Genomic DNA, 16,662 nt, shown 5'->3' with positions numbered 1-16,662 from the left:
ATGATCACGACAAGTAATCTACGGTTTTTCACTCGAACGTGTGTTTGGCGCAACCTTTCGAAAGGAACTACCGTTGGCTAGCTAGGGAGACATTCTCGAGAGGGGCCCACCGACGTGACCACGACCGCAGACAGTGCCACCATCACTGCCCAGGGCCGCGCCCAGGGCCGACTCGAGCCGGTGCATGCCATGAATGACGCCGCCATGGCCCAGGAGGGCCCCAAGCCAGGGCGCTCATTGCCCGGTCGGCCCCCAGGAATCCGCGCGGACAGCACGGGCCTCACGGACCGGCAGCGCCGGGTGATCGAGGTCATCCGGGACTCGGTGCAGCGGCGCGGGTACCCGCCGTCGATGCGTGAGATCGGCCAGGCCGTCGGCCTGTCCAGCACCTCGTCCGTCGCGCACCAGCTGATGGCTCTCGAGCGCAAGGGCTTCCTGCGCCGCGACCCGCATCGCCCTCGCGCGTACGAGGTCCGTGGCTCCGACCAGCCGAGCGCGCAGCCCACGGACACGGCGGGCAAGCCCGCGGCCTCGTACGTGCCGCTGGTCGGCCGGATCGCCGCCGGTGGCCCGATCCTCGCCGAGGAGTCCGTCGAGGACGTCTTCCCGCTCCCCCGGCAGCTGGTCGGTGACGGTGAGCTCTTCGTCCTCAAGGTCGTCGGTGACTCGATGATCGAAGCGGCGATCTGTGACGGGGACTGGGTGACCGTCCGCCGCCAGCCCGTCGCGGAGAACGGCGACATCGTCGCCGCGATGCTCGACGGCGAGGCCACGGTCAAGCGCTTCAAGCGCGAGGACGGCCACGTCTGGCTGCTCCCGCACAACGCCGCGTACCAGCCGATCCCCGGTGACGAGGCGACCATCCTCGGCAAGGTCGTGGCCGTTCTGCGCCGCGTCTGACGCGCTCCCCGACCGGCCCCGGAACCAACTGCGCCGGTTCCGGGGCCCTGCACTGTCCGAATTCCCGATCGAACACCTCGGACTCGGGGTGCAGAGGTGCGCGCACCGGCTCCGGGATCCGCTCGCACGTACTTGCGTCCGTTCCGGGCTGCGCGTCTTACGCCGAGCCCGGATCCGGCCCCGCTGGCGTGGGCTGCGCGCCTACTTCTCGTCGGCCTGCGCCGCGGCGTCGATGGCCGCGAGCGAGCGGCGTACCTGGTTGCGGTCCACCGTGTACCAGAAGTCCGGCATCGAGGCCCGCAGATAGCTGCCGTAGCGAGCCGTCGCGATGCGCGGGTCGAGGACGGCGACGACACCCCGGTCGCCCGTGGCCCGGACGAGCCGGCCCGCTCCCTGTGCCATGAGCAGGGCGGCGTGGGTCGCGGCGACGGCCATGAAGCCGTTGCCCCCCGCGTCCTCCACCGCCTTCTGGCGGGCGCTCATCAGCGGGTCGTCGGGGCGCGGGAACGGGATCTTGTCCATGACGACGAGCTGGCAGCCGGCTCCCGGTACGTCCACGCCCTGCCAGAGGGACAGCGTCCCGAACAGACAGGTCTTGGGGTCCGCGGCGAAGCCCTTGATCAGCTCTCCGAGGGTGTCCTCGCCCTGCAGCAGGATCGGGTACTCGGGGATGCGGGTGCGCAGCTCCTCGGCCGCGGCCTGAGCGGCCCGCATCGAGGAGAACAGCCCGAGCGTCCGGCCACCGGCGGCCTGCATCAGCTCGGCCAGCTCGTCCATCATGTCGGTGCGCGTGCCCTCGCGCGCGGGGCGGGCCAGATGCTTGGCGACGTAGAGGATGCCCTGCTTCGGGTAGTCGAAGGGCGAGCCGACGTCGATGCCCTTCCACTCGGGCAGGTCGTCTCCGTGCGTGCCCTCCGGGGCCAGGCCCAGGGACGCCCCCACCCCGTTGAAATCACCGCCGAGCTTCAGGGTCGCCGAGGTCAGGACGACGGAGCGGTCGGTGAAGAGCTTCTCGCGAAGCAGCCCGGACACGGACATCGGAGCGACCCGGAGGGAGGCGCCGAAGCGCTCGTGGCGCTCGTACCAGACGACGTCCCACTCCGAACCGTTCGTGATCCGCTCCGAGACGTCGTGGATCGTCTCCACTGCGGCGAGCGCCTGCTTGCGTACGGCGTCCTCGTCCTGGACGGACTTGTCCCGGGTGGAACCGAGCGCGGTGATCACGGTGCGGGCGGCGTCGCGCAGCGCCATCAGGGCGTAGCCGAGGTCCTCGGGGACCTCCTCGAGGCGGCCCGGCAGTGCGAGCTCCATGAGCCGCTCGAAGCCCTCGGCGGCGGTCTGGAGCTGGTCGGCCGCCTTCTCGTTCACGAGCTTCGCGGCGCGGCGCACCGCTCGGTTGACCTGGCCCGGAGTGAGCTCTCCGGTCGCCACTCCGGTCACGCGGGAGACCAGCTCGTGGGCCTCGTCCACGATCAGCACCTCGTGCTGCGGCAGGACCGGCGCGCCCTCGATGGCGTCGATCGCGAGCAGCGCGTGGTTGGTGACGATGACGTCGGCCAGCTTGGCCCGCTCCCGGGCCATCTCGGCGAAGCACTCCTGCCCGTACGCGCACTTCGACGCGCCCAGGCACTCCCGCGAGGAGACGGAGACCTGGGACCAGGCCTTGTCGGAGACGCCGGGGGTCAGATCGTCCCGGTCGCCCGTCTCCGTCTCGTCCGCCCAGTCCCGCATCCGCAGCAGGTCCTGGCCGAGCTTGCTGGTCGGGGCGGCCGCCTCGAACTGGTCGAAGAGACCCTCCTCCTCTTCCTGCGGCACTCCCTCGTGGAGGCGGTGCAGGCACAGGTAGTTCGACCGGCCCTTGAGCATGGCGAAGTCGGGACGGCGCCGCAGGAGGGGGTGCAGTGACTCGACGGTGCGCGGAAGATCCCGCTCGACGAGCTGGCGCTGCAGCGCCAGCGTCGCCGTGGCGACCACCACGCGCTCCCCGTGGGCCAGCGCCGGCACGAGATAGCCGAGCGACTTTCCGGTGCCGGTGCCGGCCTGGACCAGCAGATGGGAGCCGTCGTCGATCGCCTCGGCGACGGTCTCGGCCATGGTCACCTGGCCAGGGCGCTCCGTGCCGCCGACGGCGGTGACGGCGGCGTGCAGGAGCTCGGGGAGTGAGGGCTTCGTCATAGCTCGACCACCCTAAACGGCACCACTGACAATCCCGCGATCACGGTTGGTGCAGGGGGTTGGCCACGGTGCCGTGCACAGCGGCGTGCGGCCGGTGGGCGCGGTCGCGGTAGCCGTCCAGGTGCAGACGGTTCCGGTTCAGGCACAGCCGCTCGATACGGGGAGTGAGCAGGTCGAACATCTCGTACCGGTCCTTGAGCTCGGGAAAGCGCGCCTGGTGGTGCAGGATCTCGGCCCGTACCAGCGACCAGAACGCGTGCTCGGGCACACCCAGCTGCTCCTCGCACAGCGGCGCCAGGTGGCGGAAGACGCCCACGAAGAGTCCCGAGTGGATGAACTGCGTCAGGAAGTCGGGACGTTCCGTGAGCAGGACGTCGCGTACGTCCTGGGGCATCGCCTCGTGCTCGGCCAGAGGCTCGGCACTGATGTTGACGTCGTCCACGAAGTCCTTGACCGCCAGACGGACCGGAACGTCCTGTTCGTCGAAGACGACGATGGCGTTCTCTCCATGAGGCGAGAAGACGGTGCCGTAGTGATAGAGGAAGCGCAGCAGGGGCGGCAGCAGCGCGGCGAAGAGCCGGGTCAGCCAGGTCTTGGGGTCGAGTCCTGAACGCTCGACCAGCTCGGCGACGAATGCGCGCCCCTGGGGATCGCTGTGCAGCAAGGAGGCGAGCGTGCGGGCGCGCTCGCCCGCGGCCAGGTGGCGCGTCACGGGCTCGCGCCAGATCGCGCCCAGGAGTTCCTTGTACTGGTAGGGGACTTCGTCCAGTCGGTCGTACAAGGGGTGTTCGACGGCCACCGAGGCCACTTCTCCCAGCAGGATGACGCCGCACTCGTCCCTCAGGAAGGGGTCGGCGTCGCGCAGTGTCCTCATCCATGTGGTGACGGCCGGCGCCGCGATCGTGCGTTCTGTGGGGAGCCCGCGCCATACAAGGGTGTTGAGGATCGACAACGGCAGTTTCACCGTGAGCCGCTCGGGGCGGCTGATGTTGAGGAAGGTGCGGATGGACTGCTGTGGCAGGCGCAGGTCGCCGTCGCACGGGAGCGGGACGATGGTGCCGTCGGCGACGGCGGGCGCGAAGAGCGGCAGGACGATGTCGTCCCACTGCCAGGGATGGACGGGCAGACAGAGGTAGTCGCCGGGATCCAGGCCCCGGCCGCGCAGGGTCTGGACGAAGAGTTCCCTTGTCTCGGGCTCCAGTTCGCGGGCGTAGAGGGACTCTGCCGATGCGAGTCCTGCCACTCCGCGATAGGTGGCGAGGCTGGTGTGGACGGCGATCCAGGGGAGGGTCGTACGGCGTCGGGCCTCGGGGGCCCAGCGGGCCGCGTCGGTGGCGGAGAAGCCGAGACGGCCCTTGTTCAGGACGAGCCAGGGGTGGCCGGTCTGGTGTCCCTCCAGCTCGGCGTATCCGAGGTCGGCGAGCTGCGCGGCGCTGAGCGCGGTGTGGTCAAGCCGGGCGTCGGCGGCGAGGGTGACGGTCAGTTCGCGGATGAGGTGCCCGAGCGTGGTGCCGTCGAGCCCGAGGAGTTCGCGCGCCCGGATGACGAAGTCCAGCGGGTCTGTGGCGGGACGCCCGAGCTCGCCGGTCGCCGGGTCCGCCGCCTCGGCGGCCCAGGTCAGGGAATCCGGGTCGATCTGCCAACTGCCGTACGCGCCTCGGCGAGCGCAGAAGCGGAGGGTCGCGTCGTCACCTGAGGCGGAACCGCCGGGGACCGCCAGGGCGTAGGCCTGTCGATCCGTCACCGCCGCCTCGGGCAGATCCGTGTCGGTGGAGGCGCCGCTCTGTGGAAGCGTCTGGGTGGGGCTGCCGACGGGCGCCGGGCTGAGGATCTCCTCGTAACTGAACTCGGCGATGAGCTTGGCGAGCAGCCGCGCACCTGCCCGGCCCCAGTTCTCACGCGTCAGCTCGGGCGGGTCGTACAGCGCGTGCGGCTCGGTGGAACTCGGTGCGTCGGACGGATGCGGCACGGGGCCTCCTCGCGAGGGAACCGGATCGGGGTGAGCGGTGTACTAAGAGTGATCGGCTCGCAGCACGGAGCGCAGAGCTCGGTCACGGACCATGAGCGCGGCCCGCTTGTCCGGCAGGTCGACCTCGGCGGAGAGACGGAAGCCGGCGCTCAGAAAGGCTGAGACGGAAGGGGTGTTGCGGATGTCGGGTTCTGCCACGACACGTGCGCAGGAGGGCCGGTGGTCGAGGATCAGGTCCGCGACCGCTGTGAGCAGGGCCGTGCCGAGACCTCGCCCTCGGTCGGCGACTCCGCCGATGAGCAGATGGATTCCTGTGTCGTGGGGGCGGGCCGGGTAGTAGCGGGCGAGCGGGTCCAGGTCGGCGCGGTAGATCTCCCAGTAGCTCATCGGCGTGCCGTCCAGGACGCCGAGGCAGGGGACGCTACGGCCGTCGCCATTGAGCTGCGGGCGCAGGTGTTCCGCGGTGACGGTGTCCGGGCCCGCGAGTTCCCAGAAGGCCGACACGGCCGGGTCGTTCATCCATCGGCTGATGAGGTCCAGGTCCCGGTCGAGCCGTACGGGCACGAGTTGGAAGACACCTGCGGGTGCAGCGGCGGGACCCCACTCCCCCACGTTGTCGAGCAGGTCGTGCTCGAGCGGGGGCAGCGGGTCCGGGCTCGGCCACTGCTCGCCGGCGGGCCGGGCCGCGGGCAGGGCGCCGTCCTGCTCGGCGATGAGGTCGAGCAACTCGTCGGGGAGCCTCAGGTCCACGGTGTCCCGGCCGTCCTCGTCCTCCGCGCGGGATGCGGTGACGGCCGGATCGGCGGTGGGGGCGGTACCGGCGTCGGTGCTCGCATCGGTCGGGGGCACGGCGGGTTCCTCTCGGACGGTGAGTGAGGTGGGGCGCTACGCACGCGGAAGGGCTGGCCAGGTACGCCGGGCTTCCCTGGGCGGAGAGCGGTGACAGAGGCAGTGCCAGAGCCGGAGACAAAGGGGGTGCCCGAGCCGGGGTCAGAGGGAGGTAGCGGGAAAGGTCGGGGGAGACAGAGGGGAAACGATCGAGACGGAGGAAACCCCTCAGGAAAGGAGCGGGTTGGCGATGGTGACGTAGACGGACTGGGTGTCGACCGGGCCGACGAGCTCGTCGAGGCCGTGGAGCCGGGTGAGCAGGTTCGCCTTGCAGCGCAGGGAGGTCGTCTCCAGCAGCCGGCTGGGGAGCGGGCTGCGCAGGCGGTCGGGACCGGTGGCGGCGCCTTCGAGGAAACGACGGAAGGCTGCGAGCAACAGGCGCTCGTCCGCGAGCCGTTGGGAGCCGAAGGCTCCGATGAGGCCGAGGACGTTGTTGATGCCGAGGTAGTAGGCGAAGCGCTCGTCGGTGACCTCGTCGGAGACGAAGGTGTCACTGCGTTGCCCGATGCCGGGAAGCCGGCCGTCGAGCTCGATCCGACGGGACTCTCGGAAGTAGTAGCCCTGGTTGTCGCGATAGCGCCCGCCGGCCGGCCAGCCGTCGGGGTCCAGCAGCAGCACCGTGTTCTGTTGGTGGGCCTCCAGGGCGATGCCTGCCTCGCTGTCGAGCCAGAGCACCGGGCGCACGACGTGCTCCAGGTAGCGCAGGAACCACTCGGTGGAGACGGCTCCGAGGGATCTGCCCGTGCGCGCGGCGAGACCGGTGACGAGGTCGGCGAGACGGGAGCTCAGTGGGTGGCTGTCGGCCCGGTGGTCCATGGGGCTGGTGGAGGGACGCGGTGAGACGAGGCCGGCGACGCAGCAGGCGTCGCCCTGATCGAAGGGGTTGTTGCGGATCATCACGTCGAGGCCGGGCACGGGGTCGCCGGACGGCGCGTCGACAGCGAGCCACGCCGGGTCTCTGACGATGTCGAAGCCGGGGTGCGCGGCACGCCATTGCGCGGCGAGACCGGTGCGGAGGAGACGGTGGACCTCCACGCCCCGGTGGAGTTCCTTACGGAGGTTCTCCCTGCGGGAGTTGGTGATGCGCAGGCCGAGGGAGAGCTTGAGCATCGCCGGGGAGTCGGGTCGGTACAGGGTGCGGACCGAGGAGGTGGGGTACCAGGCGTCGCCGTGGGCGCCGAGGTCGCGCAGCAGGCCGGAGTCGAAGAGGGCCGTGGTGTCGGCGCGGTGCTGAAGCTCTCGTGCCTGCCAGGGGTGCACGGGGAGCGCGGCCCAGCCAGGGGGCAGCGGCAGTGCGGTGCCGGCGAGTTGGGAGGTCAGGTCGGCGGCGGTGACGGGACGGCCGCGCTCGGTCCAGGCGGAGTCCTGGGCCAGTACGTCGGGTGAGACGGCGATCCAGTGGAGGGGGAAGGAGCCGCGCACTTCGGGTGAGTACAGACGCCCCTCGGATTCGGAGAGGCCTTCGCGGCTCTTCGGAGTGGGGTGCAGGGGGTGTCCGAGGAGCAGGGACTGCTCGCCGGCGAGGAAGCGGTCCAGTACGTCGACGGGCCGGAGGCGTCGGTCGGCGATGAATTCGGCGGTGCGCCGGACCGAGTCGGCGACCCGGCCGACCAGGTCGCTGCCGTCACCGGAAGGTACGGGGGCGGGGTCGGGGCCGGGGAGCAGGTCGGCAGGCAGGTCAGCAGGCAGGTCGGACACGGACGTGGCCACCTGGCAGCCGGCTGTTGCTCCGGGCTCATCCCCGTCGGCACCCGGCGCCGTCCGTCCTGCCTGCGTTGTCGCGCTCGCCGCCTTCTCGTCTCCGGAATCTTCGGGCGCGGGGGCGTCGGCGGAGCCTTCTGTGCCGGGCCCGGATTCGCGGCTCAGCAGGGCGGCGACGGTGACGGCGTCCGCGTAGGGCGCGGAGCGGGGGCCGTCCTCGAGGCGAGGCAGGCCGAAGCGGTGCCAGCCGGTGGGTGACCAGTAGTGGACAGGGACGAGAAGTGCGGTGCCGCTCGCGGGCAGGGGGATGCGGAGCGGGCCGCGGGAAGGAGGAGCGATGTTGTTCTCACGGACCCAGCAGCGCAGCAGGTTCTCGATCGCGGCCGACTGGGCGGCGGTTGCGGCGTCGGCGTGTTCCAGGAGGTCGATGCCTCCGGAGGGGGTGCCCGGCCGGTCTCCGTCCTGGCCGTCGGCGGTCTTCTGGCGGGGGACGGTGTCCCGGGCCACGGCGAGAGGGGACTGTGTGTCGCAGGTGCCGGCGGAGGGTCGGGGACGGCCGTCGGAGGCGGGAGTCGCGTTCAAGGGGGCTTCCTCGCGTGGGGTGGTGGGCTCCGTGATGCGGTGGTCCGGTCGGTCCGGTGTGCCGATTCCGCGGCGGGGCGGGGCGGGCCGCTGGGGGCTGGGCCGGCTCCGGCTAGGTGAGGTGCCGGGTTCGGGCGACGGCCGCGAACGCGTCCGCGAGCCGGTCGATGACGGCGGCGGCCTGCTCGTCGGTGATCGTGAGCGGCGGCAGGAGGCGTACGACGCTGGAGTGGCGTCCGCCGAGTTCGACGATGAGCCCGCGCTCCAGACAGGCGTCGCGTACGGCGCCGGCGATGCCCGGTGCCGCCGGACGCGGCGCAGGGTGGTTCGCGAAGAGCGGGTCCTCGGTCTGGTCGGGTCTGCCAGTGAAGAGGTCACCGTTGCGCGCGTCCTCGCGCCGCACATCGTGGCCCCGTGCGTCGAGGCTCTGCGCGGGAATCCCGGCGCCGCCCCGGTGGAGGACCCGGCCTTCGGTCCCGGTCGTGGGCAAGGAAGCGGACGTAGAGGCGGAGGAGGCGCCGGACATGGGTCCGCCCGAGGACGGATCGGGGTCGACCAGCTCGACGCCGATCATGAGACCCCGGCCGCGGACGTCACCGATGTACGGAAACTCCTTGGCCAGGGCGTTGAGTTGGTCGAGCATGCGGGCGCCGAGGGTGGCGGCGCGGGCGGCGAGGTCGTTCTCCCTGACGTAGGCCAGGGTGGCGGCGCCCGCGGCCATGGCAAGTTGGTTGCCGCGGAAGGTGCCTGCGTGGGCGCCCGGGGGCCAGACGTCGAGGTTGTCGCGGTAGACGATGACGGCGAGCGGGAGGCTGCCGCCGATCGCCTTGGACAGGACCATGACGTCGGGGACGACCCCGCTGTGGTCGACGGCCCAGAACGCTCCGGTGCGGCCGACGCCCGTCTGCACCTCGTCGGCGATGAGAGGGATCGAGCGTTGCTCCGTGATGTAGCGCATCCGGCGCAGCCAGGCGTCGGGGGCCGGGATCACCCCGCCCTCGCCCTGTACGGGTTCGAGGATCATCCCGGCCGGCTGGGGTACTCCCGCTTTGGTGTCGTCGAGGAGCGACTCGGTCCAGTGGGCGGCGAGTTCGGCGCCGCGGGGGCCGCCGACGCCGAAGGGGCAGCGGTAGTCCTGGGGGTAGGGCAGGCGCGTGACGCGGACGTCCGTGGCACCACCGGACGCGGCGAGCGCTCCCGCGGTCATCCCGTGGTAGGCGCCGGTGAAGGCGAGCAGGCCGGTGCGGCCGGTGGCGGCGCGGACGAGTTTGAGCGCGGCCTCGACGGCGTCCGTCCCTGCGGGGCCGCAGAACTGTACGCGGGCGCGCTCGGCGAGGCCGGGCGGCAGGGTGCGGAACAGCTCGGTGGTGAAGGCGTCCTTCACCGGCGTGGCGAGGTCGAGGACGTGCAGCGGGGCACCCGAGTCGAGGACACCGCGGATGGCTTCGAGCACCACGGGGTGGTTGTGGCCCAGGGCGAGCGTGCCGGCTCCGGAGAGGCAGTCCAGATAGCGGCGGCCGTCGGCGCCCTCGATGGTGAGCCCCCGTGCCCGTACGGGCACGATCGGCAGCGCTCGCGCGTAGGTCCGCGCGGCCGACTCCCGCGCGGACTGGCGGCGCAGGATTCCCTCGTGCTCGGTGGTGCCGCGTGCGGTTGCTCCGCGCGCCGCCGCGTCGTGCGGGGCGGCCGCCGGCACGGGCGAAGGATCGGTCACGGCCACGTCTGCTGGTCCTCCCGCTGGGCGTACGGCCGACAGGGGTCGTCGGCTCACCTGTGGGCGGCACGCAGCGGTGCGCGCTTCGTACGGCTGTCCGGGCGCCGGGCCGGGACGGACCGAGGGCTGCGCGCCGACTGCGAATCCCCCGTGCGTACCAACGACGAGGGGGCGTGAGGAACACGGGTCGTGCATCGACTCGTGACGAGACCTTTGTCACGCCGCCGTCACGCGGAGTAGGGGCGGCGCGGTCGGGTCGATCCGTTCGCAGTGGAGATGTGGAGTGCTCCGCGCCCTGTCGACGGTGGGCCGAGCCGGGCTCGCGCTCCGTCCCCTTTGGTGCCGCTCGGTCCTGGTTGGTCCTGCGCGAGCGTATGCCGACGGGCGCCGGCCGGACCGTTCCGAGGTCGGGACGGAGCAACGGAATCGCAGGCCATGGCGGGGGTGAGGGGAGGCGGAAGGGGGTGGTCGCCTTGTAGCCGAACCGTTGCGGATCCGTCGGTCGGCCCCGACGGCACCGGCATAGTGTGGGGTGCCGTTCGGGGAGGGGCTCAAGGCACCCGTCCCCCGCACGAGTACGGCAGTGCAACGATGACGAAGCCCAGGGGGATTCACGACATGCGACCCACACGCCCGCTGTTCGCCGCTCGCCGCGCAAAGAGCGCGCGCGGGAGAACGACCCCCGTGGTGGCGGCCGTTGCGCTCGGCGCCGTCCTCACGCTGACCGCCACCGCGTGCGGTCCGACCGAGGACGACGCGAACAGCAAGCCGTCGGCCGCCTCGCCCGCGGAGGGCGACGGCATCCAGGTTCCGGACGACATCAAGGACCGGCTCAAGGAGCACGGGATCGATCTGGACAAGTGGAAGGGCGGCGAGTGGAAGAACTGGGACAAGGACAAGTGGCTTCGTGAGGCGAAGGACTTCGTCAATCCCATCATCGACGGTCTGTGGGACTCGGACCGTATGCGGGACGCCGACAAGAACCCGGATCACGAGGTCGACGACAACGACATCTCGGGCGACCAGGGTGTGACCGACCCGACGCCGAAGCCGGTGAAGGCCGCCGCTGCCGCGACGCCGTACCACGACAGTGCTCCGTACGCGGGCAAGCTGTTCTTCGACGGGCCCGAGGGTTCGATGGTGTGCTCGGCCACGGTCGTCACCGACCCGGCGCACCCCGGCAAGTCGAACATGATCTGGACGGCCGGCCACTGTGTCCACGCGGGCAAGGACGGCGGCTGGTACCGGAACATCGCGTTCGTGCCGTCGTACAACAACGGTGGCAAGTCGGCGGACCAGCTCCAGGGTGCCGCCAAGAGCGAGGTCGCCCCGTACGGCGTGTGGTGGGGTTCCTGGGCGCAGACCTCCGACCAGTGGATCGAGCAGGGTGGTCCGACCGGTGGTCAGGGTGCTCCGTACGACTTCGCCGCGATCCACGTGACGCCGGAGAAGGGCAGCACGGGCAAGTCGCTGGAGGAGACGGTGGGTTCCGCGCTTCCGGTGAACTTCAACGCCCCGGCAGTGCCGGAGATCTCGCAGCTGACGGCGAAGGGCTACCCGGCGGCGCCGCCGTACGACGGCCAGAAGCTGTACCAGTGCGCCGACAAGCCGGGCCGGCTGTCGCTGAACGACACGGACCCGACGATGTACCGCATCGGCTGCACGATGACCGGTGGTTCGTCCGGCGGTGGCTGGGTCGGCCAGGGTTCCGACGGCAAGCCGGCGCTGGTGTCCAACACCTCGATCGGTCCGGTGACTTCGGGCTGGCTCGCCGGTCCGCGCCTTGGCAAGGAGGCCAAGGGGATCTACGACGCGGTGAGCAAGAAGTACGCCGGGCAGTAGCAGCCGTTCCGGTTCGTGGTGGGCTCCGGGCAGCGCGGAAGGCGCTGCCGGGCCCGCCCCGGCCGGTCCGCCCGGCGGTTCGTCCGGCGGTTCGTCCGGATCTCCGGCGGGAGTGCGGAAACCTTCACCACCCCGCCGCAGTTCGTCCTCGACCTCACAGGCATAGTGGGGTGCTGTGTCACAGCGGGTCCACAGGAACATGCACTCCGCTCATGACACGCTCATGACAGTTCCGCGTCGACGGCGGTGTCGCTCCGCCGGGTCCGACGCACGTTTTTCACTCGGGGGTACTCGCACCATGCGTTCCATACGTCCGTCCGCCACGCGCGTGCGGGGGCGTCGCGGCGCTCTCGCCGTGACCGGACTCGCCGTGGTCCTGGCGCTGACCGCCACGGCCTGCAACGACAGCAAGGACGACGCCGCGGGCGGCAAGCCCGCCGCCGGCGCGTCGCAGGGTTCTGACGGCGCCAAGCTGCCCGGGGACATCGCCGACCGGCTCAAGGAGCACGGCATCGACCCCGACAAGTGGAAGGACGGCGCCTGGAAGAACTGGAGCAAGGACGACTGGCTGCGCGAAGCCAAGGACTTCGTGAACCCGGTCATCGACGGGCTGTGGAAGCCGGAGCGGATGAAGTCCGCGAAGGATCCCGACAAGACGATCGCGGCGAAGGACTACGCGGACGACCAGGGTGTCTCCGACCCGGACCCCTCCCCCGTGCGGGCCCGTCCGGAGAAGACGCCGTACCACGAGAACGCCGCGCCGGTCGGCAAGGTCTTCTTCGACTCCCCCGAGGGTTCGATGGTCTGCTCGGGCACGGTCGTCAAGGACCCGCGCAACCCGGGCCGTTCGAACCTGGTGTGGACCGCGGGTCACTGCGTGCACGCCGGTTCGGCGGGCGGCTGGTACCGCAACATCATGTTCGTGCCGTCCTACAACGACATGGGCAAGTCCGCTGACGCCCTGCGCAACGCGACGCAGCAGGAGATCGCCCCGTACGGCTCGTACTGGGCGGACTGGGCGTCGACCTCGAACGAGTGGATCAACGGCGGCGGCCCGACCGGCGGCGAGGGCGCTCCGTACGACTTCGCGGTGCTGCACGTGAAGCCCGAGCAGGGCACCAAGTCCCTGGAGGAGACGGTCGGGAACGCGCTCGACGTCGACTTCACCAAGCCGTCCGTGCAGTCGGTCGGTTCGATGGGTGCCTGGGGCTACCCGGCCGCGCCGCCGTACGACGGTCTGCTGATGCACAAGTGCCTCGACCGTCCGGGCCGGCTGTCGCTCGAATCGACGCTGCCGACGATGTACCGCATCGGCTGCACGATGACGGGTGGCTCGTCCGGCGGTGGCTGGTTCCGCGTCCGCGGTGACAAGACGGTCCTGGTGTCGAACACGTCGATCGGCCCGGCGGACAACACCTGGCTGGCCGGACCGCAGCTCGGCGACGAGGCCAAGCAGGTCTTCGACACCATGAGCGAGAAGTACGGCAGCCAGTAGCGAGCGGTACGACAGCCGGTCGGCCGGTAGTCGCCGACCGACCGGCTGGCGTACGACGTCTGACACAGACAGGAGGGCCCGCCCCGAGCGAATCGGGGCGGGCCCTCCTGTCTGTCGTGCTGCCGTGCGGGACGGCGCCGCGTCAGCTCGCGATCGCCGCCGGAGCGTACGGCGCGAGCTCGGCCGCCAGCTCCTCGTGGACGCGCGCCTTCAGGAGCGTGCCCTCCGGGGTGTGCTCCTCGGAGATCACCTCACCGTCCGAGTGCGCCCGCGCCACCAGCTGGCCGTGGGTGTACGGCACGAGTGCCTCCACCTCGACCTCGGGGCGCGGCAGCTCGGCGTCGATGAGCGCGAGCAGCTCCTCCATACCGGCGCCCGTACGGGCGGAGACGGCGATCGAGTGCTTCTCGACGCGCATCAGACGCTGGAGCACCAGCGGGTCCGCGGCGTCCGCCTTGTTGATCACCACGATCTCGGGGACCTCGGTGGCCCCGACGTCGCGGATGACCTCACGCACGGCGGCGAGCTGCTCCTCCGGCGCCGGGTGCGAACCGTCGACCACGTGGAGGATCAGGTCGGAGTCGCCGACCTCCTCCATCGTGGAGCGGAACGCCTCGACGAGGTGGTGCGGCAGGTGCCGGACGAAACCGACCGTGTCGGCCAGCGTGTAGAGCCGGCCGCTGGGCGTCTCGGCCCTGCGGACGGTCGGGTCCAGGGTGGCGAACAGTGCGTTCTCCACCAGGACGCCCGCGCCCGTGAGGCGGTTGAGCAGGGACGACTTGCCCGCGTTCGTGTAACCGGCGATGGCGACCGAGGGCACCTTGTTGCGCTTGCGCTCCTGGCGCTTGATGTCGCGGCCCGTCTTCATCTCCGCGATCTCACGGCGCATCTTCGCCATCTTCTCGCGGATCCGTCGCCGGTCCGTCTCGATCTTGGTCTCACCGGGACCACGGGTGGCCATGCCGCCACCGCCGCCGCCACCCATCTGCCGGGACAGCGACTGACCCCAGCCGCGCAGGCGCGGCAGCATGTACTGCATCTGCGCGAGGGCGACCTGCGCCTTGCCCTCTCGGGACTTGGCGTGCTGGGCGAAGATGTCGAGGATCAGCGCGGTCCGGTCGACCACCTTGACCTTGACGACGTCCTCGAGGTGGATGAGCTGGCCGGGGCTGAGCTCACCGTCGCACACGACGGTGTCGGCTCCGGTCTCGAGCACGATGTCGCGCAGTTCGAGGGCCTTGCCCGAGCCGATGTACGTCGCCGCGTCGGGCTTGTCCCGGCGCTGCACGACGCCGTCGAGCACGAGCGCGCCCGCGGTCTCGGCGAGGGCGGCCAGCTCCGCGAGGGAATTCTCCGCGTCATGAACCGTTCCCGAGGTCCACACACCGACAAGCACCACACGCTCCAGACGGAGCTGTCGGTACTCGACCTCGGTGACGTCCTCGAGCTCGGTGGAGAGGCCCACGACGCGGCGCAGGGCCGCGCGCTCGGAGCGGTCGAACTGCTCGCCGTCCCGGTCTCCGTCGATCTCGTGGCTCCAGGCGACGTCCTCTTCCATCAGGGCATCGGCCCGAAGACCTTCGGGGTAGTTCTGCGCGAGGTTCTGCGCTTCCTGGGAAGGGGAAGAAGAGGAGGTCATTGGATCCTTACGTCTGTGGTGACAACTGTTGTGGTGACGACTGTGTCTACGTCTGGGGGTACTGCTGCGGGACTTCGGAACTCGTGACGGAGACCAGGCTCCGTCACCTGTGACAACGCTCGGCCCGACCCCAGGATTCCCGGTGGCCCCGCCGGCCGTTCCGCGCCGTCGACCTGAAGATGTTCGCACGGAACGGGGCGTCTCGTCATCAGGGTTTTTCCCCGGTACGCCGGGCCGAAGCCTACTTCGTCGCGGCTTTCACCTGCTCGATCTTCCAGTCCGGGTGTCCCGGCATCGGCGGCGTCTTCTTCCCGTACAGCCAGGCGTCGAAGAAGCCGGTCAGGTCGCGTCCGGCGATCTGTGAGGCGAGCGCGACGAAGTCGGCGGTCGTGGCCGTGCCGTCGCGGTGCGTGCCCACCCACTGCCGCTCCAGGCTCTCGAAGGCCGCCTTGCCGATCTCCTGGCGCAGCGCGTAGAGGACGAGTGCCGCACCGTCGTAGACGACCGGCCGGAAAATGCTGATCTTCTCGCCCGGCGCCGGGCTCTTCGGCGCGGCCGGCGGCCCTCCGGCGGCGCGCATGGCGTCCGACGCCCCGTAGGCGGCGCGCATCCGCTTCTCCATGGGGCGCTCGCCCTTCTCCTGCGCGTACAGCTCCTCGTACCAGGTGGCGTGTCCCTCGTTGAGCCACACGTCGGACCAGGTGCGCGGGCTGACGCTGTCGCCGAACCACTGGTGGGCGAGTTCGTGGACCATGACCGACTCGACGTACCACTTCGGGTACTCGGCGCGGGTGAAGAGGTCGCGCTCGAAGAGGGAGAGCGTCTGGGTCTCGAGTTCGAAGCCGGTGGTGGCGTCCGCGATGACGAGCCCGTAGTTCTCGAACGGGTAGCGGCCGACCTTGCTCTCCATCCAGGAGATCTGCGCGGGGGTCTTGGCGAGCCACGGGTCGAGCGTCTTGACGTCCTGGGTGCGCACCACGTCCCGTACCTCCAGTCCGTGCGGCCCTTCGCGGCGCAGGACGGACGAGTGGCCGATGGAGACCTGGGCCAGCTCCGTGGCCATGGGGTGTTCGGTGCGGTAGGTCCAGTCGGTGGTGCCCCCCGCGCGCGTGGTGCTCACGGACCGCCCGTTGGCGACGGCGGTCAGTCCCTTCGGCGTGCGGACGTGGAACGTGAAGTACGCCTTGTCCGACGGGTGGTCGTTGCACGGGAAGACCCGGTGCGCGGCGTCCGCCTGGTTGGCCATCGCGAGGCCGTCCTTGGTGCGCACCCAGCCGATCTCCTCCTTGCCGGGCACGGGGTCGCTGGTGTGCTCCACGGTGATGTGGAGCGGCTGCCCCGGCACGACCGACCGCGTCGGCTCGACAACCAGGTCCTCGCCCTTCGTCGTGAAGTCCGCCCGCAGGCCGTTGACCTTCACGGAGCGCACCGTGCCGTGCGAGAAGTCGAGGTTGATCCGGTCGAGCATGTCGGTCGCCTGCGCGTCGATCTTGGTGACGGCGTCGAGCGGCTTGCTGTTGTCGCCCCGGTAGGTGAAGGCGATGTCGTACGACTGCACGTCGTAGCCGGGGTTGCCGAGGTGCGGGAAGAGGCGGTCGCCCACGCCGAGCGGGGTCGCGGACTGCGGCGCGGCGGCGGCGATCACGGCGAGGGAGACACCGGCGGCGAGCAGTGCGGCGGTGCGGGGCGTTCGGGAGCTGAGCAGCATCCCCTACGGCTATCAGCGCGCGCCCCGAAGGCCCGGACGGCACGCGCCG

The 16,662-nt window shown here is 70.8% G+C and carries 10 protein-coding genes; 3 read left to right on the top strand and 7 right to left on the bottom strand.

Annotation, left to right across the window (positions count from 1 at the left end):
- Positions 1 to 114: 114 nt before the first annotated feature.
- Complete coding sequence (gene lexA, locus ACIBTU_RS30010) at positions 115 to 900, top strand: transcriptional repressor LexA (protein WP_399129679.1); 786 nt, start codon at positions 115 to 117, stop codon at positions 898 to 900.
- 201 nt (positions 901 to 1,101) lie between these two features.
- Here the strand turns inward: lexA and ACIBTU_RS30005 are convergent, their stop codons facing one another.
- The 5 genes from ACIBTU_RS30005 to ACIBTU_RS29985 form a co-directional block, all read right to left on the bottom strand.
- Positions 1,102 to 3,075: an ATP-dependent DNA helicase gene (locus ACIBTU_RS30005; RefSeq protein WP_399129678.1), complete on the bottom strand. Its 1,974-nt coding sequence runs from the start codon at positions 3,073 to 3,075 to the stop codon at positions 1,102 to 1,104.
- Between the two features lie 40 nt (positions 3,076 to 3,115).
- Entirely contained in the window at positions 3,116 to 5,044 is a 1,929-nt protein-coding gene (locus ACIBTU_RS30000; RefSeq protein ID WP_399129677.1) for an IucA/IucC family protein, read from the bottom strand.
- 42 nt (positions 5,045 to 5,086) lie between these two features.
- Entirely contained in the window at positions 5,087 to 5,893 is an 807-nt protein-coding gene (locus ACIBTU_RS29995; RefSeq protein ID WP_399129676.1) for a GNAT family N-acetyltransferase, read from the bottom strand.
- A 207-nt stretch (positions 5,894 to 6,100) separates the two neighbouring features.
- Entirely contained in the window at positions 6,101 to 8,215 is a 2,115-nt protein-coding gene (locus ACIBTU_RS29990) for an IucA/IucC family protein (RefSeq protein WP_399129675.1), read from the bottom strand.
- Between the two features lie 112 nt (positions 8,216 to 8,327).
- The gene (locus ACIBTU_RS29985; RefSeq protein ID WP_399129674.1) at positions 8,328 to 9,935 is read right to left on the bottom strand and encodes a diaminobutyrate--2-oxoglutarate transaminase family protein; all 1,608 of its coding nucleotides are present in this window, start codon (positions 9,933 to 9,935) and stop codon (positions 8,328 to 8,330) included.
- 612 nt (positions 9,936 to 10,547) lie between these two features.
- Here ACIBTU_RS29985 and ACIBTU_RS29980 point away from each other — a divergent pair.
- Both ACIBTU_RS29980 and ACIBTU_RS29975 read left to right on the top strand, forming a co-directional pair.
- The gene (locus tag ACIBTU_RS29980) at positions 10,548 to 11,771 is read left to right on the top strand and encodes a trypsin-like serine peptidase (protein WP_399129673.1); all 1,224 of its coding nucleotides are present in this window, start codon (positions 10,548 to 10,550) and stop codon (positions 11,769 to 11,771) included.
- A gap of 298 nt (positions 11,772 to 12,069) precedes the next feature.
- Positions 12,070 to 13,266 carry a trypsin-like serine peptidase gene (locus ACIBTU_RS29975; protein ID WP_399129672.1) on the top strand — a complete coding sequence of 399 codons (1,197 nt, stop codon included), beginning with the start codon at positions 12,070 to 12,072 and terminating at the stop codon, positions 13,264 to 13,266.
- Between the two features lie 142 nt (positions 13,267 to 13,408).
- On the opposite strand, the gene hflX is transcribed toward ACIBTU_RS29975, so the two are convergent.
- Positions 13,409 to 14,905, bottom strand: coding sequence for a GTPase HflX (hflX, locus tag ACIBTU_RS29970; protein ID WP_399129671.1), 1,497 nt, complete (start codon positions 14,903 to 14,905; stop codon positions 13,409 to 13,411).
- A gap of 241 nt (positions 14,906 to 15,146) precedes the next feature.
- On the bottom strand, positions 15,147 to 16,613 hold the full coding sequence (locus tag ACIBTU_RS29965; protein WP_399129670.1) for a M1 family metallopeptidase: 1,467 nt from the start codon (positions 16,611 to 16,613) through the stop codon (positions 15,147 to 15,149).
- Between the last annotated feature and the right edge of the window lie 49 nt (positions 16,614 to 16,662).

Origin of the sequence: Streptomyces sp. NPDC050145, assembly GCF_044460245.1 — a bacterium.
Lineage (GTDB): Bacteria > Actinomycetota > Actinomycetes > Streptomycetales > Streptomycetaceae > Streptomyces.
Note: the sequence above shows the minus strand (reverse complement) of the source record. Positions and strands in the feature narration are given on the sequence as shown.

What these genes read in the sequence shown, in the direction of transcription:
- ACIBTU_RS30005 (WP_399129678.1), bottom strand. Translation starts at nt 3,075, where the DNA reads ATGACGAAGCCCTCACTCCCCGAGCTCCTGCACGCCGCCGTCACCGCC.
- ACIBTU_RS29980 (WP_399129673.1), top strand. Translation starts at nt 10,548, where the DNA reads ATGCGACCCACACGCCCGCTGTTCGCCGCTCGCCGCGCAAAGAGCGCG.
- hflX (WP_399129671.1), bottom strand. Translation starts at nt 14,905, where the DNA reads ATGACCTCCTCTTCTTCCCCTTCCCAGGAAGCGCAGAACCTCGCGCAG.
- ACIBTU_RS29965 (WP_399129670.1), bottom strand. Translation starts at nt 16,613, where the DNA reads ATGCTGCTCAGCTCCCGAACGCCCCGCACCGCCGCACTGCTCGCCGCC.
- ACIBTU_RS29975 (WP_399129672.1), top strand. Translation starts at nt 12,070, where the DNA reads ATGCGTTCCATACGTCCGTCCGCCACGCGCGTGCGGGGGCGTCGCGGC.